Here is a 22,236-nt window from a genome sequence, read left to right on the forward strand (position 1 = left end):
CGCTCACCCGCCCTCGCGCGCTCAGGAACTCGCCGGGGCGGAGCCGGACTCCTGGCAGCCGGGCTGCTTCGCCATGGCCTGGCCGACCTCGCCCTTGCGGAGTGTGTCGAGTGCCTGCTCACCGCTCTTGCTGACCTTGGCGAGGTTGTCGGAGACGCCCTTGAGGCCGTCGGCGAACTTCGCCTGGTCGTTGACCGGGATCTTGTCCATCTGCCGGCGCAGGTTTGCGTACGAGGTGGACAGCGAGTCGAGGTCGCCGACCGCGTCCTTCCTGAGCTGGGCGCCGTTGTCGACAGGCGGGTCCCCGGCCTTGTTCACGATCTGCGCCAGCTGCCGGTAGGCGTCCGAGATCTGCTGGAACGCGCTGGAGTCGGCCCGCCTGACCTCGATCGGTTTGCCGTTGCTCGGAGTGTTGCTGATCTTCGTGTTGGCGTCGTTGATCTGCTTCACCTGGGTGGCTGCCTGGGTGCAGACCGTCTTCGCCCAGGTGTCGAGCTCTTCGTTGCCGTTGTCACCGCATCCCGCCAGCGTCCCCGTCGCCAGGATCAGAGCCGTAGCGGGCAGTGCGGCCGCGAGTTTCTTCTTCACGGCCCGGGAACCTACACGGCCCGTGCCCACGGACCATATCCGCTCCGCACGATATGTCGATCAATGACCCATATGAACCAGAAAGAGGGTGAGGGATCTGACGCGAATGCGGGCGGCGGGCGCCATCCTTGTGGATGACGCCCGCCGCGCCCGCACGGTTCGTGCCGGATTCAGCTCACTGCGCGTCAGACGGCCGCCGTCGCGGACGGGTCGGCTGATCGCTTGGCGGACCCGGAGTCCCCGCCTTTGTCGTCGACGTCGTCGTCCCCGACCGCGATACCGCGGCGCTTGGACATGTAGACGGCGCCGACGATGACCGCCAGCGAGATCACCGCGACGCCGACGCGCACGCCGACGCTGGCGTCGTCGCCGTAGGAGAACTTGACGACGGCCGGGGCGATCAGCAGCGCCACCAGGTTCATGACCTTGAGCAGCGGGTTGATCGCGGGGCCCGCGGTGTCCTTGAACGGGTCGCCGACGGTGTCGCCGATGACGGTGGCGGCATGGGCCTCACTGCCCTTGCCGCCGTAGTGGCCGTCCTCGACCATCTTCTTGGCGTTGTCCCAGGCGCCGCCGGAGTTGGCGAGGAACACCGCCATCAAGGTGCCCGCGGCGATGGCACCGGCCAGGTACGAGCCGAGCGAGCCCACGCCGAAGCAGAAGCCGACCGCGATCGGGGCGAGCACCGCGAGCAGACCCGGCGTGGCCAGCTCGCGCAGCGCGTCCTTCGTGCAGATGTCGACCACGCGCCCGTACTCGGGCTGCTCGGTGTAGTCCATGATCCCGGGCCGCTCGCGGAACTGCCGGCGCACCTCGAAGACGACCGAACCGGCCGACCGGGACACGGCGTTGATGGCCAGTCCGGAGAAGAGGAAGACGACGGCCGCGCCGAGCAGCAGCCCGACCAGGTTGTTCGGCTGCGAGATGTCCAGGTCCAGCCACCGCAGATCGCCCGCCGAGACATTGGCGTCCCGGACGGCGGTGTCCACGGCCTCCTTGAAGGAACCGAAGAGCGCGGTCGCCGCGAGGACGGCGGTCGCGATCGCGATGCCCTTGGTGATGGCCTTGGTGGTGTTGCCCACCGCGTCGAGGTCGGTGAGGACCTGCGCGCCCTCGCCGTGGACGTCCCCGGACATCTCGGCGATGCCCTGCGCGTTGTCCGAGACCGGGCCGAAGGTGTCCATCGCCACGATCACGCCGACGGTGGTCAGCAGGCCGGTACCGGCCAGCGCGACCGCGAAGAGCGCCAGCCACACCGAGGCGCCGCCCAGCAGGAAGGCGCCGTACACCGACAGGCCGATGAGCACGGCCGAGTAGACCGCCGACTCCAGGCCGATCGAGATGCCGGACAGGATGACGGTGGCCGGTCCGGTGAGCGAGGTCTTGACGATGTCGCGCACAGGCCGGCGGCTGGTCTCGGTGAAGTAGCCGGTCAGCTGCTGGATGAGCGCGGCCAGCACGATGCCGATGGCGACCGCGACCAGCGCGAGGACGCGCGGGTCACCGGAGTGCGAGGCGATGTCGCCGGGCACGTTCTTCAGGTCCGCGTACGTCGAGGGCAGGTACGCGAACGCCGCCACGGCCACCATCACCAGCGAGATGACGGCGGACACGAAGAAACCGCGGTTGATCGCGGTCATGCCGCTGCGGTCCTTGCGCCGGGGGGCCACCGCGAAGATGCCGATCATGGCGGTCAGCACACCGATCGCCGGGATCAGCAGCGGGAAGGCCAGTCCCGAGTCACCGAAGGCGACCTTGCCGAGGATCAGCGCGGCCACCAGGGTGACGGCGTACGACTCGAACAGGTCGGCGGCCATGCCCGCGCAGTCGCCGACGTTGTCGCCCACGTTGTCCGCGATGGTCGCGGCGTTGCGCGGGTCGTCCTCGGGGATGCCCTGCTCCACCTTGCCGACCAGGTCGGCACCGACGTCGGCGGCCTTGGTGAAGATGCCGCCGCCGACACGCATGAACATCGCGAGCAGCGCGGCGCCGAAGCCGAAGCCCTCCAGCACCTTGGGCGCGTCGGCCTTGTAGAGCAGGACGACGGCGGAGGCACCCAGCAGGCCGAGACCCACCGTGAACATGCCGACCACGCCACCGGTACGGAAGGCGATCTTCATGGCGCGGTGCGAGACGGTCGTGAGATCCGCCGCGGGCTCACCCTCCGACGGGGTGGCGGCCCGGGCGGCTGCCGCCACACGGACGTTGCTGCGCACCGCGAGCCACATGCCGATGTAGCCGGTGATCGCCGAGAACACGGCGCCCACCAGGAAGAACACACTGCGGCCGATGCGCTGCGACAGGTTGTCCGCGGGCAGCAGCATCAGCAGGAAGAACGCGGCGACCGCGAAGACGCCCAGGGTGCGGAACTGCCGTGCGAGATAGGCGTTGGCCCCCTCCTGCACGGCAGCGGCGATCTTCTTCATGCTGTCGGTGCCCTCGTCGGCACTGAGCACTTGACGGACCAGCACCACGGCGAGGCCCAGTGCGGCCAGGGCGACCACCGCGATGACGATCACCAGATTGCGGTTTCCGTCGGTCAGTACGGGCGATGCGGCCAGTGGTTGAGCGATGTCCTGCAGGTGAGGGGTAAGTGGCCCCGCCATTCGTCCTCCTTGACGTTTGGCACATGGGCGCGCGGCTTCGGCGACTTCGCAGCCGCGACACTCAGGCTTGTGAGCTGAGCAAAGATGGACGGATTGTAGGGAGCCCAACTAGATCAAAACAGGGCGCAGGAACCGAATTTCGCCGCCACCAGGGAATAGCAAAGCCCCTCACCCGCAGATATCACCGGAAAAGGTGAACAGTCCGCGGGTAAGTGGATCAACAGGAAGAGTGAACCGGGACGCCGGCGAGACCGCCGCACTGACCTGCGGCGGAGGCGTTCGGGCAGCCGTCGCGGGGCGTTTCCGGATGCGACACGGAACGCCCGTTCGACACATGCGCGCGGCGGCGCCGGAATGCCGCGGGGCCCGTGACAGGGCGGCCCGCGGCGGGAACGCTAGAGCGCGACCGGATTGAGCGGCCAGCTCATCCGAATGACGTCGCCGTACTCGCCGGAGACGACCTCGACGTCGTCGACGAGACCGCTGATGACGGCGAGACCCATCTGGCTCTCGTCCTCGGCCTCCGAGGTCTCGGAGGAATCCACGCCGTCCGGATGCGGCACCGGGTGTTCGGCGGGCCCGTCGGTGCGCGCCGCGGGAACGGAGGCGCCGGAAGCGTCCGAACCGGTGACGGAGGAACCGATGGCCGAGCGATCCGAGGCGTCCGAGGGATCGGGGCCGTTGTCACCGACCTCGATGGTGAACTTCTTCTCCTCCTCGGTGAGCCGCACGTGCACGGGCCGGTCCTCACCGCTTCCGCGGTGCAGGCTGACGGCCCGGCTGCACGCCTCACCGACGGCGAGCCGGACCTCGTCGAGGACGGCCTCGTCCACCCCTGCCCTGCGGGCTACCGCAGCCGCCACCAGTCGTGCGGTGCGGACGTGCTCCGGCAGTGCGCTGAAGAGCAGTTCAACGGTGGGCATGGCCTCCCCCTCGTGCCTGTGGGCAAGCAACACTGGGGCCCGGGCGTCGGCGTCGCCCGGTGCCCCGCGGTCCGGCGTCGGCCGTCAATCGGTCGCCGCGACGGCCTCGTCGACCGAGGTGTGAATGGGAAACACCTTGGTCAGGCCGGTGATACGGAAAATCTTGAGAATGCGCTCCTGGTTGCACACCAGGCGCAGCGAGCCTTCATGCGCGCGAACCCGCTTGAGCCCGCCGACGAGCACACCGAGCCCGGTCGAGTCCAGGAAGTCCACGCCTTCCATGTCCACGACCAGGTGGTAGCTGCCGTCGTTCACGAGTTCAACCAGCTGCTCACGCAGCTTGGGTGCGGTGTACACATCAATCTCGCCGCCGACCTCGACGACCGTACGGTCGCCGACGGTTCGAGTCGACAGGGACAGGTCCACGGATCCTCCAGCACCTTGCATCGAGCGGTCGCCCCCCATGGATCGGCAGCCGCGATGGCATTCAATCACTTACCAGCGGGCATGCACGACGCCTTACGGCGATTGTCCGTCATGCCAGTGACACACTGAGTGCCGATGGCTCAGGATCATCTTCCGCAGTCGGCGCACGGCCGCACCTCCCCCCGCGCTCTCCTGGAGCGGTTGGCGTCGGGGGTGGGCAGGGCCGCGCGCATCACCCATACGGAGCACTTGCCCCCGAGGGTGGGTCGCCATGCCGATTGGCCTGATCAGATCCGCGGGGAAGTGATCGACGCCGTCCGGCTGGCCGGCATCGACCGGCCCTGGGAGCACCAGGCCCAGGTCGCCGCGCACGCGCTCGCGGGCAGGTCGGCCGTGGTCTCCACGGGGACGGCCTCCGGGAAGTCCCTGGCGTACCTCGTGCCGGTCCTGAGCGCCCTCATGGACGGCTCCGAGGCCCCGAACGGCCGCGGGGCCACCGCGCTCTACCTGGCCCCCACGAAGGCCCTGGCGGCCGATCAGCGGCGCGCCGTGGCCGATCTCGCGGCCCCGCTCGGCAAGGCCGTACGGGCGGCGGTCTACGACGGCGACACGCCGTTCGAGGAGCGCGAGTGGGTCCGCCAGTACGCGACCTATGTGCTCACCAACCCCGACATGCTCCATCTGGGGATCCTCCCGGGCCATTCGCGCTGGGCCTCCTTCCTCAAGCAGCTGCGCTACGTGGTGGTCGACGAGTGCCACACCTACCGCGGTGTCTTCGGTTCGCACGTCGCCCAGGTCATACGCCGGCTCCGGCGTGTCTGCGCCCGGTACGGGGCGGATCCGGTCTTCCTCCTGGCGTCGGCGACCGCCGCCGACCCCGGTGCGACGGCCACCCGCCTGACCGGCGTCCCGGTGGCCGAGGTCACCGAGGACGCGTCCCCGCGCGGCGAACTGGCCTTCGCGCTGTGGGAGCCGCCGCTCACCGAACTGAGCGGCGAGCACGGCGCGCCGGTGCGGCGCACGGCGACCGCCGAGGCCGCCGACCTGCTGACCGACCTCGTCCTGGACGGCACGCGCACGGTGGCCTTCGTCCGCTCCCGGCGCGCCGCTGAGCTGATCTCCGTGATCGCCAAGGAACGGCTCGCCGAGATCGACCGCTCCCTGCCCCGGCGTGTCGCGGCCTACCGCGGCGGCTACCTCCCGCACGAGCGGCGCGCCCTGGAGCGCGAGCTGCACTCCGGGCGGCTGCTCGGACTGGCGTCCACAACGGCCCTGGAGCTGGGTGTGGACGTCTCCGGGCTCGACGCCGTGCTCCTGGCCGGGTACCCGGGTACGCGGGCGTCCCTGTGGCAGCAGGCGGGCCGGGCGGGGCGCGCCGGGCAGGGGGCCCTGGCCGTGCTGATCGCCCGTGACGACCCCCTGGACACGTATCTGGTCCACCACCCGGACGCCCTCTTCCGCCGTCCGGTGGAGTCGACCGTGCTGGACCCGGACAACCCGTACGTGCTGGCCCCGCACCTGTGCGCGGCCGCCGCGGAGCTCCCGCTGACCGAGGCCGACCTGGAACTCTTCGGCCCCGAGGCGGCCGTCCTGCTGCCCCAGCTGGAGCGCCGCGGGCTGCTGCGCCGCCGGGCCGGCGGCTGGTACTGGACGCGCCGGGAGCGGGCCGCGGACCTCACGGACATCCGGGGCGAGGGCGGCAAGCCCGTCCAGGTCGTCGAGGCCGGCACGGGCCGCCTGCTGGGCACGGTCGACGCGGGCGCCGCGCACACCACCGTCCACCAGGGCGCGGTGCACCTGCACCAGGGCCGCACCTACCTGGTCCGCGAACTGGACCTGGAGGAGTCGGTCGCGCTGGTCCAGGAGGCCGATCCGCCGTATTCGACGATGGCCCGCGACACCACCTCGATCGCCGTGCTCGACGAGGACCTGGTGGAGGAGTGGGGCGAGGCCCGCCTCCACTTCGGCTCCGTCGAGGTCACCCATCAGGTCGTCTCCTTCCTCCGCCGCCGGCTGATCACCGGCGAGGTCCTGGGCGAGAGCAAGCTCGACCTCCCGCCCCGTACGCTGCGCACCCGCGCCGTGTGGTGGACGCTCACCGACGCTCAGCTGGACGCGGCGGCCGTCCACCCCGAGGAGCTGCCCGGCGCCCTCCACGCCGCCGAGCACGCCTCCATCGGCCTGCTGCCGCTCTTCGCCACCTGCGACCGCTGGGACATCGGCGGTGTCTCCGTGCCGCTGCACCCGGACACCGGGCTGCCGACCGTTTTCGTGTACGACGGCCATCCGGGTGGCGCGGGCTTCGCCGAACGCGCCTTCCGCACTGCCAGGACCTGGCTGACCGCGACCCGTGAGGCGATCGCGTCCTGCGAGTGCGAGTTCGGCTGCCCCTCGTGCGTGCAGTCCCCCAAGTGCGGCAACGGCAACGACCCCTTGGACAAGGCGGCCGCGGTGCGCGTCCTGGACGTGCTCCTGGCCACCACTGGTGACGAGCCCGGCACGGGCGCCGACGACGGCGGCGAGCCGCCCGCGGAGTCCTGAGGCCCGGCCCGGGACCGGACCTCCGCGGGCCCCACGGCGGCCGCAACGTCGGCGATCTCACCGGTCACCGCGCAGCGCACCAGACGGGCGTGCTGCGCCGCGGCGACCCTCGCGGCGAGGGCGCAGGCCGCCTCACCACCGCGCAGGGCGTGGTCGGCCGCGGCGAGGGCGGCGAGGTCCGCGGCGGCCCCCGCGCGATGCCGGGCGGTGATCGCGGCTGCCAGGGCAAGCACCGCGCAGGCCGCGAGGACCAGGACGGCGCCCAGCAGCGTCGCCCACACCGTGGCCGAGCCCCGGTCCCTGCCGGGCCTCATGGCGTCTCCCCCGGCTGCCCGGCGGGTGCCTGCCGCCCTTCCTGCCCCTCGACGGCGGCGACCGCCTCGCCGTGGAGCGTCAAGGAGAGCGAACGGGCCTCGACGGTCACCCGGACCAGGCCGTCGCCCCGCCGGACCGCGACGCCGGCACCGGCGGGTGCCGCCGACCGCGCGGCCGCCAGTACGGCACCCTCCGGCTCGTCCCGGGCCGCCGCGCGGGCCCCGGCCCGCGCGGCGTCGACGCACCGGATCTGCGCGGCGGCGGCCGCGAGTCCCCACAGCAGCATCGCGGTCAGGAGCACCAGCGACGGGATGACGACGGCGGCCTCGGCGGTGACGTAGCCGCCGTCCCGGGCCCGCCTAGAACGCCACATCGAGGGCCCGCTTGATCAGCCCGCCGAGCGCCTCGCTCACCACGCCGGAGGTGACCACCTTGTAGAGCACGGCGGCGAACCCGCAGGCGGCCAGGGTGCCGACGGCGTACTCGGCCGTCGTCATCCCGCTCTCGCCGGTCCTGCAGCGGCGCGCCAGCTTCCTCAGAAATCGCATGACTCCCCCTCAGATCGTTCCGCCGGCGAGGATCGTCCCCGCCAGTCCCATGACCACCGGCGCGACCCCCACGAGGAGGAAGGCCGGCAGGAAGCACAGCCCCAGCGGGGCCGTGATCAGTACTCCGGCACGGCGTGCCCGGGCGAGCCCCTGCCGGGCGTACGCGGCCCGGCAGCCGGCGGCGAGCCGCGAGATCTCCTCGACCGGCGGCACGCCCGTCGTCGCCGCGCGCTCCATGCAGCGGGCCAGTTCCCGGCAGCCGAGCCGGTCCAGCCGGGCCCAGCACTCGGCCGGGTCGCCGCCCAGCCGTAGTTCCGCGGCGGCCCGGGTCAGGGCCTCGCCGAGAGGTCCGCCGAGCGAAGGCCCCACCGCCTCCGCGGCCTCCCGCGGCCCCGCCCCGGCCGCCACGCAGGCGGCCAGCAGATCGGCGGCGAGCGGAAGCTGACGCTCCGCACGGATCGGGTCCGTGTCCCCGTCGGTGGGCCGCCGGCGCTGCCACCGCCGCATCCCGTACGCCGCGGCCAGCCCGGCAAGGCATCCGGGCACGCCGCCGACCAGGGCGAAGGCGCCCAGGGCGACGCCGGCGACCGGCGCCCACACCCGCAGGGCGTCCCGCCGCGGCCGTGCCCGGGTGCGGGCGTGGTGGGCCGGGGCTCCCAGGAGTCGCCGGCCCCGGCGCCGGGCCGCCCTCTCACGGCGGGCCGCGGCCATTGCCCCCGCCGTGCACAGGGCGGCGGCCGCGACCGCCACGACGATCCCCAGCCTGTGGACGAACTCGCCGTTCATGACGCCTCCGCCGTCCGCACGATCCGCGCGGTCCAGGCCAGCCCGGCCCACTCCAGTACTCCGCCGGCGGCCAGGCAGCCCAGCCCGAACGGGGTGCGCAGCAGCGTCCCCACCGGGTCCGCGCCCAGCCCGGTGCCCAGCACCAGCCCGAACAGCGGCAGGAGCGCCAGCATCAGCACCGTGGAACGAGGTGCGGCCAACTGGGCCCGCAGATCCTCCCGTTGATCGCGCTCGGACCGCAGGGCGGCGGCGATCCGGTCCAGGCCGTCCGCGAGGCCGGCGCCCCCGTCCACCGCGACCTGCCAGCACGCGGCCACCCCGGCGAGCCCCTGGGCCCCGTCGAGCCGGGCGGCCGTCCGCAGTGCCCCCGGCACGTCGCCGCCGAAGCGCGCGGCGGCCAGCAGGGGCAGCGCCGCGTCGGCGAGGGCGGGCCTGCCGGGCCAGCCCTCCCGCAGCAGCACTCCGGCCAGCGCACCCTGCGGGGCCAGTCCGGCCCGCAGATCACCCGCGACGGCGGCGCACAACGCCCCCACGGCAGCCGCCCGTTCCTCGGCAACCGCCCGCGACTCCCGGCCGCGCAGCCATCGCCCCGCGAGCGGCACCGCGCCGGCCGCCAGCACCGCGGGCACCACCGAGTGCGTGAGCCCCGCGATGGCCAACCCGGGTGGCAGACACAGAAGTTCACGTCCGAGCCGCCATCCGAAACGGGCCCGGAACGGCTCCAGAACGGCCTGGGCGCGCATCTCCAGCCTCCGCGGCCCCGGGACCCCGCCCGAGGGCCCCGGCGGCTGCCAGGGGCCCGCCAGGAGCGTTCGCGCGCGGCGCACCGCCTCGTCCCGTCCGCACAGCACCCAGGCCGCGACGCCCGCGCACAGTGCGGCGACGAGAGCCGGGGCGCTCATGCCGCACCCCGCTCGCACAGCGCGGCCAACCGCGGCCATCCCGTGCCCCGTTCACCGTCGCGCAGGGCGGGAACGGTGCCGACGATGCCGTCCGCACCACGCTCCAGCACATGGACCTCGGCGACGCGGCGCCGTCCCGAACGGTCGCGGACCAGGTGCACGACCACCGACAGGGCGGCGGCCAGCTGGCTGTGCAGCGCGGCCCGGTCCAGCCCGGCCACCGCTCCCAGCGCCTCCAGCCGCGCCGGTACGTCGCAGGCCGCGTTCGCGTGCACAGTGCCGCAGCCGCCTTCGTGCCCGGTGTTCAACGCACTCAGAAGATCCAGTACTTCCGGCCCTCGCACCTCGCCCACGACGAGCCGGTCGGGCCGCATCCGCAGGGCCTGCCGTACGAGGTCCCGCAGCGTGACGAGCCCGGCGCCCTCCTGGTTGGGGGGCCTGGTCTCCAGGCGTACGACGTGCGGGTGCCGGGGCCGCAACTCGGCCGAGTCCTCGGCGAGGACGATGCGTTCACCCGGGTCGACCAGGCCGAGCAGGCAGCTCAGCAGGGTCGTCTTGCCCGATCCCGTGCCGCCGGAGACGAGGAAGGACAGGCGGGCGTCGAGCACCGCCCGCAGCAGTGCCGCCGTGCCGCGGTCCATGCTGCCCGCCGCCACCAGTTCCTCCAGCGCGAAGGCGCGGGTGCGCACGACGCGCAGCGACAGGCACGGCGCACCGACCACCACCGGCGGCAGTACGGCGTGCAACCTTGTGCCGTCCGGGAGTCGGGCGTCCACCCAGGGGCGGGCGTCGTCCAGGCGGCGGCCCGCGGCGGTCGCGAGCCGCTGCGCCAGCCGGCGCACCGCGAGCGGGTCCGCGAACCGCACGCCGGTGCGCTCCAGCCCCGCGCCGCGATCGACCCAGACCTCGTCGGGCCCGTTGACCAGCACATCGGTGACGCCCGGTTCGGCGAGCAGTGATTCCAGCGGACCGGCCCCGACCATCTCCGAGCGCAACCTGGCCACCACGTCGAGGACTTCGGTGTCGCCGAGCAGCCGGCCCTGTGCCCGCAGGGCCGCGGCCACGCCCGCCGGTGTCGGTTCGTCACCGGCGGCGGCGAGCCGCAGCCGCACGGCGTCGAGCAGCCCGGGGGCCATCGTGTCGGCGCTCATGCGGTCACGCTCCCGCCGCTCGGCAGGCTCGGCAGGGCGGCCGCCAGGAACGCCGTGCAGAACCGCGCGAGCGGTCCGCGCACGCCGCTTCCGGGCGGTTCGCCCCCGTCCAGCGACGCGGGCAGCCCCGGTTCGGCCGGCAGCTCGCCCGCGAGCGGCAGGCCCACCAGGTCGGCGACGGCCGCGTCGGTCAGCCCCGAGGCGAACGGCCCGCGGACGACGGCCCGCAGGTCGCGCAGCACCATGCCCATCCGGGAGGCGACCCGGCCCGCCGCGGCGAAGGCCCGCAGCTCGGCGGGCACGACCAGCAGGCCCACGTCCGTCTGGGCCAAGGCCTCGGTCACGGCCTCGTCCATCCGCCGCGGCAGGTCCACGACGACCACGCCGCCGCGCCGGCGGGCGGCGCCCATGACGGACCGCATCGCCTGCGGCGGGACGACCACGGTGTCCCCGCGGTCCCAGCTCAGCACGCTGAGGGCGTGCGCACGCGGCAGCGACTCCTCCAGGGCGCCGCTGTTGACCCGGCCCCGGGACTCGGCGAGGTCGGGCCAGCGCAGCCCGGCCACTCTTTCCGCGCCGAGCAGTACGTCCAGTCCGCCGCCGAGCGGGTCGGCGTCGACCAGTACCGTGCGGCGGCCGGTGCGTGCGGCCGTGACGGCCAGCGCGCACGCCAGCGTGCTGGCCCCGGCGCCACCGCTGCCGCCGACAACCCCGATGGTCAGGGCCGGGTCGCCGACACCCTCCGCCGCGTCGGCGATCCGGTCGGTCAGCCAGGACTCGGCGTCGGGCAGGAAGGCGACATGGTCGGCGCCGACGTCCACCGCGCGCCGCCACACATCGGGGTCGTCCAGATCACGTCCCACCAGGAGCACACCGCGGCGCCGGGCCGTGCCCGACAGCCGCCGGGTGTCGGCCGCGCCGACCAGCACGAGCGGGGCGCGCTCCCAGCTCCGCGGCCCCGGCGGCGCGCCGAAGACCACCTCGGGCTCGGCACCCGCCGCGGCGCACAGCCGCAGCAGGTCGTCCAGCAGGTCACCGTCCTCGGTGACGATCAGCGGTCCGGCGCCGCCTCCCGGGCCGCCCGTGCCACCGCGCTCCGGCACACCGGGAGGCGCGCCTTCCGCCCCCGTTCCCCGGCGCGTCCCCGGTCCCGGGTCACGCGACGTTCCACGCGGCCTTCCGGACAGCATGCCGCTTGCCCGATTATCGCCCCGCGCTCCCTTTGCCCCGGCTTTGATTGAATCGACCACGACCTACCCCGCCCTCCTCGCTCGTTCCGGTCCGTCCCAGCGGCACCGGGCATAAGCGCCGAGCACATCTCCGGCGCAACATTTACGGCCAGAGTCACGCGAGTTGGCGAAAGTTGTTGATCTTGATGAGAATCGGTGGATAACTCAGGGGTTGTGGATATCTCCGCCACCCGTGCGGGTGAGTTCGGCCACTTCCGCTGGACGGCACACCGGATTCGCACCGAATGCAAGACGTCACACACGGTGACAATCAAGGGGCATGACAGACCCCACCCGCCGACGCGGTGGAGTGCGGAAAACGGAGCGGGGCCACCCGGGCCTCAGCGCTGAAAGTGTCCCCGGACATGCGACGACCCCCGCCGGGGGGGAGAGCGGGGGTCGTCCCCACGGTCCGACTCGGGGGGGGAGGAGCCAGACCGGGTTAGCACGGTCGCGAACGATCCGTGACTTCCATGGTGTACCCGAAGGCCTTCTCAGGCAAACCCACGCGCCCGAGCTTACGCCGAATGGTGGGTCCCTATGCTCGTCCTCGTGGAAAACCACCTGTCGCCGCGCACCGCCGCGTTCTTCGATCTCGACAAGACGGTGATCGCCAAGTCGAGCACCTTGGCGTTCAGCAGGCCCTTCTATCAAGGCGGCCTCATCAACCGGCGCGCCGTGCTGCGGACCGCGTACGCCCAGTTCGTCTATCTGCTCGGCGGCGCGGACCACGACCAGATGGAGGGGATGCGAAAGTACCTCTCCGACCTCTGCCGTGGCTGGAATGTGCAGCAAGTGCGGGAGATCGTGGCCGAAACACTCCACGACCTCATCGACCCGATCATCTACGACGAAGCCGCCTCCCTCATCGAGGAGCACCACCTCGCCGGCCGCGACGTCGTCATCGTCAGCGCCTCGGGCGCCGAGGTCGTGGAACCGATCGGCGAGATGCTGGGCGCCGACCACGTGGTCGCCACCCGGATGACCGTGGAGGACGGCCGCTACACCGGCAGCATCGACCACTACGTCTACGGCCCGGCCAAGGCGGAGGCGGTGGCCCGGCTCGCCGAGTCCGAGGGCTACGACCTCGAGCGGTCCTTCGCCTACAGCGACTCCGTCACCGACATCCCCATGCTGGAGGCGGTGGGGCACCCCTACGCCGTCAACCCCGACCGCGGGCTGCGCCGCGAGGCGGTGTCGCGCGAGTGGCCGGTCCTCACCTTCAGCCGTCCGGTGCGGCTGCACCAGCGGGTGCCGTCGCTGGCGATCCCCACGGGCCCCGCCCTGGCGCTCGCCGCGGTGGGCGCGGCCGCGGCGACGGCCGGCCTGGTCTGGTACGCGACCCGGCGCCGCCGTACCGCCTGACCGCGGCGCACCACCGCGCCCCTGGGCCCCACCGCCACCACCGTCCGTCCGGTGCGCGGCGCCCGGATCGTCCCGATATGCAAAGAAGTGCGGTGAGGGGTTCCGGTTCCTCCCCAGGTGCAGTAAAAAGGTCGTAAGGCCCGCGTGACCACGGACATCCGAGAGGAACCCCGTCGTATCAGGCCCCACGGACCGAGCATGACCACCGGGCACCCACGCGACGCAGACCCGCTGACCGGGCCGGCCGCACCAGGTACGGGCAAAGACCCCGACCTGATGGGCAAATATCGTGCACGCTTGGTAACTCGACGATCATGCCAGCGGCGGCACCCTCGCGGTGCCGCCGCAACTTCGTTCCGGAGCCCCCGGAGCTCCCCGAGCTCTCGCAGCCCTGTTCAGCCCCTCAGGCGGCACCGCGCTGCAGGGCCTCGCACACGGCCACGCTCTCCCGGACGCCCAGCCCCACCGCCTGGCCGCAGTGCGCTATCCAGGCGGCCATGCCCTCCGGTGTGCCGGAGACGTAGCCGCGCAGTGCCTTGAGGTAGTCGGCACGGCCCAGCTCCGCGTGGCCGACCTCGGCCGGGCAGATCGACTTGGGGTCGAGACCGCTGCCGACCAGTACAAGGCGCTGCGCCGCCCGCGCCAGCGGCCCGTTGTACGTGCCGAAGGGGCGCAGGCACAGCAGCTCGCCGTGCACGACGGCCGCGACGACGAGCGCGGGCGCGTCGCTGCCCGCGAGCAGCAGGTCCGCGAGGCCGTCCAGCCGGGCCACGACCTCCGAGGCGGCCGGCAGCGGGAACTCCGCTTCCTGCAGCAGGGGTTCGTCCACCGGTTCGCCCGCCAGCCGAGGGCGGCCGACGGTCTCGTCCGGGGCGGCGCCGCCGGCCGCGACGAGGTGCAAACGGGCCAGTGCCTGGAGCGGCGACTGCCGCCAGACGCCGAGCAGTTGGCCGGACTCGGCGGTCAGCCGCAGCGCGGCGCCGACGGTGCGCGCCTCGCCGTCGACGGAGAAGTCGCTGCGCCGCCGTACCTCCTCCAGCGCCCAGTCGGCACCGGCGAGCGCGGCCGAGGCGCGGGCCCCGCGCAGCGCGGCCTCGGAGGCCACCTCGTCGGAGCGGCGGCGCATCACCCGGTGCCCGTAGGCCTGGTCCACGGCCTTGCGGACGAGGGCCACGGAATCGGCGACTCCGGGGAGCGAGCCGAGAACGGCGAGCGGATCAGCTGTCGTACCCATGAGTACGACCCTACGCACCCCGGTCGGTGCCCCGGCGGGCGAGTGGGGTTCGTCACCCGGGCCGGCGGCGGCCAAAGGCCACCGGAAGCCGCCGGGCCACAGGCGCGGGCAGCGCCCCCGGGCAGGACACCGGACGGCTTCCAGCGGCGAACCCGCCGCCCGGTCACAGGCCCGTCCGCGTGACGGGCGCGTCCACCGACGGGTGAACTCCCGGCGTGACACGCGGAAATGCGGCATGGCCACGACTACGCTTAACGAACATGAAGATCGCTTTCGTCGGAAAGGGCGGCAGTGGCAAGACCACGCTGTCCTCCCTGTTCGTCCGCCACCTCTCCGCCGCCGGCGTCCCCGTGGTCGCCGTCGACGCGGACATCAACCAGCACCTCGGCCCGGCGCTCGGGCTCGACGAGGAGGAAGCCGCCGCCTTCCCCGCGATGGGCGCGCACCTGCCGGAGATCAAGGAGTACCTGCGCGGCGCCAATCCGCGGATCGCGTCCGCCGAGACCATGATCAAGACCACCCCGCCGGGGCACGGCTCGCGCCTCCTGCGGGTCACCGAGGACAACCCGGTCTACGGCGCGTGCGCCCGCCCGCTGCCCCTGGAGGGCGGCAAGGCCCGCCTGATGGTGACCGGCCCCTTCAACGAGTCCGACCTCGGCGTGGCCTGCTACCACTCCAAGGTCGGGGCGGTGGAGCTGTTCCTCAACCATCTGGTGGACGGCCGTGACGAGTACGTGGTCGTCGACATGACGGCCGGCAGCGACTCCTTCGCCTCCGGGATGTTCACCCGCTTCGACATGACCTTCCTGGTCGCCGAACCGACCCGCAAGGGCGTCGCCGTCTACCGCCAGTACAAGGAGTACGCGCGGGACTACGGCGTCGCGCTGCGCGTGGTGGGCAACAAGGTGCAGGGGCCGGACGACCTGGAGTTCCTGCGGGCGGAGACCGGGGACGACCTGCTGGTGACCGTGGGCCACTCCGACTGGGTGCGCTCCATGGAGAAGGGCCGGCCGCCGCACTTCGCCTCGCTCGAGGAGCCCAACCGCAGCGCCCTGCGCGTGATGCACGAGACCGCGGACGCCTCGTACGGGTCGCGGGACCGGGAGCGCTACACCCGGCAGATGGTCCACTTCCACCTGAAGAACGCCGAGAGCTGGGGGAACGAGCGCACCGGCGCCGATCTGGCCGCCCAGGTCGACCCGGCCTTCGTCCTGGACGAACGGCTCACCCTCGCGAGGTAATCGCTCGCCCGGACGGGCGAATCTTCATCCAAAGTCCATTTGTGTGGATTACTCTCCATTTACCGACTCTTGGCAGTGACGAGACCGTCACGTTCCGTCGACACCCCTGCCCAGAATTCGGCAGCAGCAGCTCAGCACAGCACCCGCCGCACAGCCGTGACCACGACCGCGTACGCGCACACCGCACGCAGCCGCGCCGCCCCGGAGGAGACGGGAACATGCACCCCACGCACCAGCCGAAAGCCCAGCCGCCCGGCCGTCCCCGCCGCCCGCAGGGCTCCCCGAAAGAACCACCGCGGGCCCCCGGGGCCCGTCCCCAGCCGTCGCCGGGAGCCCGCGGCGGACATTCCGCCGCCGCGTGGCGGCACGACCTGTCCGCCTCGGTCGCCGTCTTCCTGATCGCCGTACCGCTGTCGCTGGGCATCGCCCTGGCGACCGGCGCCCCGCTCCAGGCCGGACTGGTCGCCGCGGCGGTGGGCGGCATCGTCGCCGGACTGCTCGGCGGCGCCCCGCTCCAGGTCAGCGGCGCCGCCACCAGCCTGGTCGTGGTCACCGCCGACCTCGTCCAACGCTACGGCTGGCGCACCACCTGCGCCATCACCGTGCTCGCCGGCATCTGCCAACTCGCCCTCGGCACCGTACGGGTGGCCCGCGCGGCACTCGCCGTCAGCCCCGCGATCGTGCACGGGATGCTGGCCGGCATCGGCGCCGCCATCGCCATCGCCCAGCTCCATGTCGCCCTCGGCGGCAGTCCGGACAGCTCCGCCCTGGCCAATCTGGCCGCGCTGCCGGGCCAGTTGGCCGCGCCGCATCCCGGGGCGCTGCTGGTCGGGGCGGTGACCGTGGCCGTCCTCGTCCTGTGGCCGCGGCTGCCGGGCAGGGCGGGCCACGCGCTGCGCTCCGCCCTGCCGGCGCCGCTGGCCGCGATCGCGGCGGCGACGGCGGTCGGCGTCCCCATCGCCCTGCCCCGGGTGGAGCTGCCCGCGCTGCACGCGGTGGCGCTGCCGGGGCTGCCGGAGGGGCCGGTCGCGGGTATCGCGGCCGCCGTCCTGACGGTCACGCTGGTGGCCAGCATGGAATCGCTGCTGTCCGCGGTGGCGATCGACAAGCTCCGTACGGGCCGCGCCGAACCGGGCGACGGCACCGGCGGCCGCGCCGACCTGAACCGCGAACTGCTCGGCCAGGGCGCCTCGAACGTCTTCTCCGGACTGCTCGGCGGGCTGCCGATCGCCGGCGGTGCGATCCGCGGTTCGGCGAACGTCGCCGCGGGCGCCCGCACCCGCCGGGCCACGGTGCTGCACGGCGTGTGGGTGCTGGTGTGCGCCGGGCTGCTGGCCGGGGTGCTGGAGCTGATCCCGCTGGCCGCGCTCGCCGCGCTGGTGATGGTGGTCGGCGTGAAGATGGTGAGCTTCGCGCACATCAGGCATGTGCAGCGGCACCGGGAGTTCCCGGTGTACGCGGCCACGCTGGTCGCGGTCGTCGCCTTCGGCGTCCTCGCGGGCGTGACGACCGGCATCGTGGTGGCGGTCTTTCTGTCGCTGCGGCGGCTGACGCACACCCGGATCACGGTGCTGGAGGAGTCCGGTGTCCACCGGGTGCACGTACGGGGTCAGTTGACGTTCCTCGCGGTGCCCCGGCTGACCCGGTCACTGGCGGAGGTCCCGGACGGGGCCAACGCGGTGATCACGCTGGACGGCTCCTTCATGGACCACGCGGCGTACGAAAGCCTGCACCACTGGTGCGAGGCGCACCGGGCGCGCGGCGGCTGGGCGACGCTCACCGGCCGCACCGGTACGCCGATCACGGTCCCGGCCAGCACGCACGCGTGCCGCCCGTGGACGCCGTGGCGCAACCACCACTGCACCAAGCCGGGTGCCGGATCCGGCGGGGCCGGGCAACTCGTCGGCGGGCTCAGCGCCTTCCAGCGCAACACGGCCCCGCTGGTCAGGGAGGAACTGGCACGGCTCGCCCGTGAGGGTCAGCGGCCCACCCAGCTCTTCCTCACCTGCGCCGACTCGCGCCTGGTCACCAGCATGATCACCTCCAGTGGCCCGGGCGACCTGTTCACGGTGCGCAATGTGGGCAATCTGATGCCGCCGCCGGGTGCCGACGCCTCCTGCGACTCGGTCGGCGCGGCCATCGAGTACGCGGTGGAGGTGCTGAAGGTCGGCAGCATCACCGTGTGCGGCCATTCCGGCTGCGGCGCGATGCAGGCGCTGCTCGGCGGCGCCGGCCGCGATCCGGGCGCGCAGACGCCGCTGGCGCGCTGGCTGCGGCACGGGCGTCCGAGCCTGGCCCGGATGGAGCGGATCGGCCGGCTGGGGCGCGGCGAGGTCGCGGTCGCCGACCGCCCGGTGACCGACGACCTGGAACGGCTCTGCCTGGTCAATGTCGTGCAGCAGCTCGACCACCTGATGGCGCACGCCTGTGTCGCCCGCAGGGTGGCCGAGGGGTCCCTGCAGCTGCACGGCATGTACTTCCACGTCGCGGAGGCCCAGGCGTACGTCCTCGACGCCGGGACCGGCACGTTCGCCGCCGTGCGCCCGGAGGAGCCCGCCCCGGTCCGCTGACCGGCGGAGCCCCCGCCGCACCCACTGTCCCCCGGCCCGCCGGCCGTCCGCCGGCGGGCCGGGGTGCGCGCGGGGTGCGGATCGCGCGCGCCGCCACCATGACAGGTCTAAACCAATATTCGCCGCGAACCCTTGTCATCCCGCCCCCGTGCTGGTGAGCTATGGCCTGGGACACACGAGGACCCCTGCGAAGGAGCACGGCGTGAGCAACGAGAGCCTGGCCAACCTTTTGAAGGAGGAGCGCCGGTTCGCTCCGCCCGCCGACCTGGCGGCCGGTGCCAATGTCACCGCGGAGGCCTACCGGCAGGCGGGCGAGGACCGGCTGGGCTTCTGGGCGGCGCAGGCCCGCCGGCTGGCCTGGGCGAAGGAGCCGACCGAGACGCTGGACTGGTCGAACCCGCCGTTCGCCAAGTGGTTCGCCGACGGCACGCTGAACGTGGCGTACAACTGCGTCGACCGGCACGTGGAGGCCGGCAACGGCGACCGCGTCGCCCTCCACTTCGAGGGCGAGCCCGGCGACACCCGGGCCGTCACCTATGCCGAGCTGAAGGACGAGGTCAGCCGGGCCGCCAACGCCCTCACGGCGCTCGGCGTCCAGGCCGGCGACCGGGTCGCGGTCTACATGCCGATGATCCCCGAGACCGTCGTGGCGATGCTGGCCTGCGCCCGCATCGGCGCCGCCCACTCGGTGGTCTTCGGCGGCTTCTCCGCCGACGCCCTGGCCGCCCGCATCCAGGACGCGGACGCGAAGCTCGTCATCACGGCCGACGGCGGCTACCGCCGCGGCAAGCCCTCGGCGCTCAAGCCCGCCGTGGACGACGCCGTGGACCGCACCGAGAGCGTGAGCAAGGTGCTGGTCGTCCGCCGCACCGGCCAGGAGGTCGCCTGGACCGAGGGCCGCGACGTGTGGTGGCACGAGGCGCTGGAGGCGCAGAGCACCGAGCACACCCCGGAGCCCTTCGAGGCCGAGCACCCACTGTTCATCCTCTACACCTCCGGCACGACGGGTAAGCCCAAGGGCATCCTGCACACCTCCGGCGGCTATCTCACCCAGGCCGCGTACACCCACCACGCGGTGTTCGACCTCAAGCCGGAGACCGACGTCTACTGGTGCACGGCCGACGTCGGCTGGGTCACCGGCCACTCGTACATCGTGTACGGGCCGCTGGCCAACGGCGCGACCCAGGTGCTGTACGAGGGCACCCCCGACACCCCGCACCAGGGCCGCTTCTGGGAGATCGTCCAGAAGTACGGGGTCTCGATCCTCTACACGGCGCCCACCGCGATCCGCACCTTCATGAAGTGGGGCGACGACATCCCCGCCAAGTTCGACCTGTCCTCGCTGCGCGTCCTGGGCAGCGTCGGCGAGCCGATCAACCCCGAGGCGTGGATCTGGTACCGCGAGCACATCGGCGGCGGCCGCTGCCCGATCGTGGACACCTGGTGGCAGACCGAGACCGGCGCCATGATGATCTCCCCGCTGCCCGGCGTGACGGAGACCAAGCCCGGCTCCGCGCAGCGCGCCCTGCCCGGCATCTCCGCGACCGTCGTGGACGACGAGGCGAACGAGGTGCCCAACGGCGCCGGCGGCTACCTCGTGCTGACCGAGCCGTGGCCGTCGATGCTGCGCACCATCTGGGGCGACGACCAGCGCTACCTGGACACGTACTGGTCCCGGTTCGAGGGCCGCTACTTCGCGGGCGACGGCGCCAAGAAGGACGACGACGGCGACATCTGGCTGCTCGGCCGGGTCGACGACGTGATGCTGGTGTCCGGCCACAACATCTCCACCACCGAGGTCGAGTCGGCGCTCGTGTCGCACCCGAAGGTCGCCGAGGCCGCCGTCGTCGGCGCCGCCGACGACACCACCGGCCAGGCGATCGTCGCGTTCGTGATCCTGCGCGGCGCCGCCCTGGGCGACGACGGCGACGAGCTGATCGCCCAGCTCCGCGACCACGTGGCCAAGACGCTCGGCCCGATCGCCAAGCCGAAGCGGATCCTCACGGTGGCGGAACTGCCGAAGACCCGCTCCGGCAAGATCATGCGCCGTCTGCTGCGGGACGTCGCCGAGAACCGGCAGCTCGGGGACGTCACGACGCTGACCGACTCCACGGTCATGGACCTCATCCAGGCGAAGCTGCCCTCCGCCCCCGGCGAGGACTGAGCACACTCCGCGGTGCGGACGCAGGGCCCCTTCGGGGGCCTTTCGTCTGTCCGCGCGCGTCCTGCGACGCCTGGGGGAGGTCCGTAAGGTGAGCAGGGCCGGAGCAGCCCGGCGGCCCCGCCCGTTAGGCTGGAAGCGCGTTAGAAACGCGACAGAAAACAGGGCGTGCCGGGAAGTCTGGTCGGCGAGGTGTACAGCCATTGCCGCACCCGACCGGAGGTCCACCCGTGAACGCGTCCAACCGCCGCCGTTCCGTCTTCCTGGGGCGCATCCCGCTCCTGGAGCGGAACTACGTCGCCGAGGCGCTGCGCGCGGAGACCGTCGGCGGCATGCTGCTGCTCCTGGCGGCGGTGGCGGCCCTGGTCTGGGCGAACAGCCCGGTGAGCGCCTCGTACACGGCGACCGTCGGCCATCATTTCGGCCCCGCCGTCCTGCATCTGGACCTGTCGGTGTCGCACTGGGCCGCGGACGGCCTGCTGACGGTGTTCTTCTTCGTCGCCGGCATCGAGCTCAAGCGCGAACTGGTGGTCGGCGAACTTCGCACCCGGTCGGCCGCGGCGCTGCCCGTCATCGCCGCCGTGTGCGGCATGGCGGTGCCCGCGGCCGTGTACGCGGTGGTGAACGCGGCGGGCGGGGGCTCGCTGCAGGGCTGGGCGGTGCCGACGGCGACCGACATCGCCTTCGCGCTCGCGGTGCTGGCGGTGCTCGGCACCTCGCTGCCCTCCGCGCTGCGCGCCTTCCTGCTCACGCTCGCCGTCGTCGACGACCTCCTCGCGATCCTGATCATCGCGGTCTTCTTCACCAGCGGCATCGACTTCGCGGCCCTCGGCCTGGCCTTCGCCGGCCTCTTCCTGTTCTGGCTGCTGCTGCGCAAGGAGGTCCGCGGCTGGTACGTCTACGTGCCGCTGGCCGTGGCCAACTGGGGCCTGATGCACGCCAGCGGGGTGCACGCGACCATCGCGGGCGTGGCGATGGGCCTGATGCTGCGCTGCCACCACCGCGAGGGTGAGAAGGAGTCGCCGGGCGAGCGGATCGAGCACCTTGTGCGGCCTGTGTCGGCGGGGCTGGCGGTGCCGCTGTTCGCGCTCTTCTCGGCCGGGGTGCCGGTCACCGGGGGAGCGCTCGGGCAGGTGTTCACCCGTCCGGAGACGCTGGGAGTGGTGCTCGGCCTGGTCGTCGGCAAGGCGGTGGGTGTCTTCGGCGGCACCTGGCTCGCGGCCCGCTTCACCAGGGCGGAGCTCAATCGCGACCTGGCGTGGGCGGACGTGCTGGCCGTGGCCTCGCTCGCGGGGATCGGCTTCACGGTGTCACTGCTCATCGGCGAGCTGGCCTTCGCGGGGGACGAGGTGCTGACGCCGGAGATCAAGGCGGCGGTGCTGGTGGGCTCGTGCACGGCGGCCCTGTGCGCCGCCGTCCTGCTGAAGCTGCGCGACAACAAGTACCGCGGCATGTGCGAGGACGAGGAGCGGGACACCGACGCGGACGGCATCCCCGACGTCTACGAATGGGGCAACCCGGAGTTCCATCTGCGCATGGCCGCGATCCACGACGCGAAGGCGGCCGAGCACCGCAGGCTCGCGGAAGTGGCGCGCTCCGGCGGCGCGGACGAGGATGAGTCGGGCATGATCGGGGGGTAGCCGTAACCCA

General features: G+C 72.9%; 17 protein-coding genes and 1 pseudogene. 6 read left to right on the top strand and 12 right to left on the bottom strand.

Annotated features, from left to right (window positions below):
• Positions 1-21: 21 nt before the first annotated feature.
• The 4 genes from ACIP64_RS26765 to bldG form a co-directional block, all read right to left on the bottom strand.
• Entirely contained in the window at positions 22-588 is a 567-nt protein-coding gene (locus ACIP64_RS26765; RefSeq protein ID WP_401591561.1) for a small secreted protein, read from the bottom strand.
• 185 nt (positions 589-773) lie between these two features.
• Complete coding sequence (locus ACIP64_RS26770; RefSeq protein WP_401591563.1) at positions 774-3,194, bottom strand: sodium-translocating pyrophosphatase; 2,421 nt, start codon at positions 3,192-3,194, stop codon at positions 774-776.
• A gap of 395 nt (positions 3,195-3,589) precedes the next feature.
• Positions 3,590-4,117: an ATP-binding protein gene (locus tag ACIP64_RS26775; RefSeq protein ID WP_401591565.1), complete on the bottom strand. Its 528-nt coding sequence runs from the start codon at positions 4,115-4,117 to the stop codon at positions 3,590-3,592.
• 84 nt (positions 4,118-4,201) lie between these two features.
• Positions 4,202-4,543 carry an anti-sigma factor antagonist BldG gene (bldG, locus tag ACIP64_RS26780; protein WP_018562186.1) on the bottom strand — a complete coding sequence of 114 codons (342 nt, stop codon included), beginning with the start codon at positions 4,541-4,543 and terminating at the stop codon, positions 4,202-4,204.
• A gap of 135 nt (positions 4,544-4,678) precedes the next feature.
• Between bldG and ACIP64_RS26785 the strand changes: the two genes are divergently transcribed.
• Positions 4,679-7,084 (top strand): DEAD/DEAH box helicase, encoded by a 2,406-nt coding sequence (locus ACIP64_RS26785; RefSeq protein ID WP_401591567.1) that lies wholly within the window; start codon positions 4,679-4,681, stop codon positions 7,082-7,084.
• A gap of 62 nt (positions 7,085-7,146) precedes the next feature.
• Here the strand turns inward: ACIP64_RS26785 and ACIP64_RS26790 are convergent.
• The 7 genes and pseudogenes from ACIP64_RS26790 to ssd form a co-directional block, all read right to left on the bottom strand.
• A pseudogene (locus tag ACIP64_RS26790) lies at positions 7,147-7,398 on the bottom strand (Rv3654c family TadE-like protein); the annotation flags it as partial.
• Positions 7,395-7,772 carry a TadE family type IV pilus minor pilin gene (locus tag ACIP64_RS26795; protein ID WP_401591569.1) on the bottom strand — a complete coding sequence of 126 codons (378 nt, stop codon included), beginning with the start codon at positions 7,770-7,772 and terminating at the stop codon, positions 7,395-7,397. The gene ACIP64_RS26795 and the pseudogene ACIP64_RS26790, both read right to left, overlap by 4 nt.
• A complete protein-coding gene (locus ACIP64_RS26800; RefSeq protein ID WP_360913224.1) occupies positions 7,759-7,947 on the bottom strand; it encodes a DUF4244 domain-containing protein in 189 nt (62 codons plus the stop codon). Before ACIP64_RS26800 ends, ACIP64_RS26795 begins: the two co-directional genes overlap by 14 nt.
• A gap of 9 nt (positions 7,948-7,956) precedes the next feature.
• Complete coding sequence (locus tag ACIP64_RS26805) at positions 7,957-8,733, bottom strand: type II secretion system F family protein (protein WP_401591571.1); 777 nt, start codon at positions 8,731-8,733, stop codon at positions 7,957-7,959.
• Positions 8,730-9,635: a type II secretion system F family protein gene (locus ACIP64_RS26810; protein WP_401591573.1), complete on the bottom strand. Its 906-nt coding sequence runs from the start codon at positions 9,633-9,635 to the stop codon at positions 8,730-8,732. Before ACIP64_RS26810 ends, ACIP64_RS26805 begins: the two co-directional genes overlap by 4 nt.
• Complete coding sequence (locus tag ACIP64_RS26815) at positions 9,632-10,786, bottom strand: TadA family conjugal transfer-associated ATPase (protein ID WP_401591575.1); 1,155 nt, start codon at positions 10,784-10,786, stop codon at positions 9,632-9,634. The genes ACIP64_RS26810 and ACIP64_RS26815 overlap by 4 nt, the downstream gene beginning before the upstream one ends.
• On the bottom strand, positions 10,783-11,976 hold the full coding sequence (gene ssd, locus ACIP64_RS26820) for a septum site-determining protein Ssd (RefSeq protein ID WP_401591577.1): 1,194 nt from the start codon (positions 11,974-11,976) through the stop codon (positions 10,783-10,785). The genes ACIP64_RS26815 and ssd overlap by 4 nt, the downstream gene beginning before the upstream one ends.
• Positions 11,977-12,555: 579 nt before the next feature.
• Between ssd and ACIP64_RS26825 the strand changes: the two genes are divergently transcribed.
• A complete protein-coding gene (locus ACIP64_RS26825; RefSeq protein WP_401591579.1) occupies positions 12,556-13,380 on the top strand; it encodes an HAD family hydrolase in 825 nt (274 codons plus the stop codon).
• 403 nt (positions 13,381-13,783) lie between these two features.
• Here ACIP64_RS26825 and ACIP64_RS26830 read toward each other — a convergent pair whose 3' ends face one another.
• Positions 13,784-14,614: an oxidoreductase gene (locus ACIP64_RS26830; protein ID WP_401591581.1), complete on the bottom strand. Its 831-nt coding sequence runs from the start codon at positions 14,612-14,614 to the stop codon at positions 13,784-13,786.
• Positions 14,615-14,874: 260 nt separating this feature from the next.
• Between ACIP64_RS26830 and ACIP64_RS26835 the strand changes: the two genes are divergently transcribed.
• The 4 genes from ACIP64_RS26835 (at position 14,875) to nhaA (ending at position 22,226) form a co-directional block, all read left to right on the top strand.
• A complete protein-coding gene (locus ACIP64_RS26835; protein WP_401591583.1) occupies positions 14,875-15,855 on the top strand; it encodes an ATP-binding protein in 981 nt (326 codons plus the stop codon).
• A gap of 218 nt (positions 15,856-16,073) precedes the next feature.
• Complete coding sequence (locus tag ACIP64_RS26840; RefSeq protein WP_401591585.1) at positions 16,074-18,425, top strand: SulP family inorganic anion transporter; 2,352 nt, start codon at positions 16,074-16,076, stop codon at positions 18,423-18,425.
• A gap of 202 nt (positions 18,426-18,627) precedes the next feature.
• Complete coding sequence (gene acs / locus ACIP64_RS26845; RefSeq protein WP_360913207.1) at positions 18,628-20,589, top strand: acetate--CoA ligase; 1,962 nt, start codon at positions 18,628-18,630, stop codon at positions 20,587-20,589.
• A gap of 227 nt (positions 20,590-20,816) precedes the next feature.
• A complete protein-coding gene (gene nhaA / locus ACIP64_RS26850) occupies positions 20,817-22,226 on the top strand; it encodes a Na+/H+ antiporter NhaA (RefSeq protein WP_401591587.1) in 1,410 nt (469 codons plus the stop codon).
• The last annotated feature ends 10 nt before the right edge of the window (positions 22,227-22,236 follow it).

It is taken from the genome of Streptomyces sp. NPDC088733 (assembly GCF_044751185.1).
Taxonomy (GTDB): domain Bacteria; phylum Actinomycetota; class Actinomycetes; order Streptomycetales; family Streptomycetaceae; genus Actinacidiphila.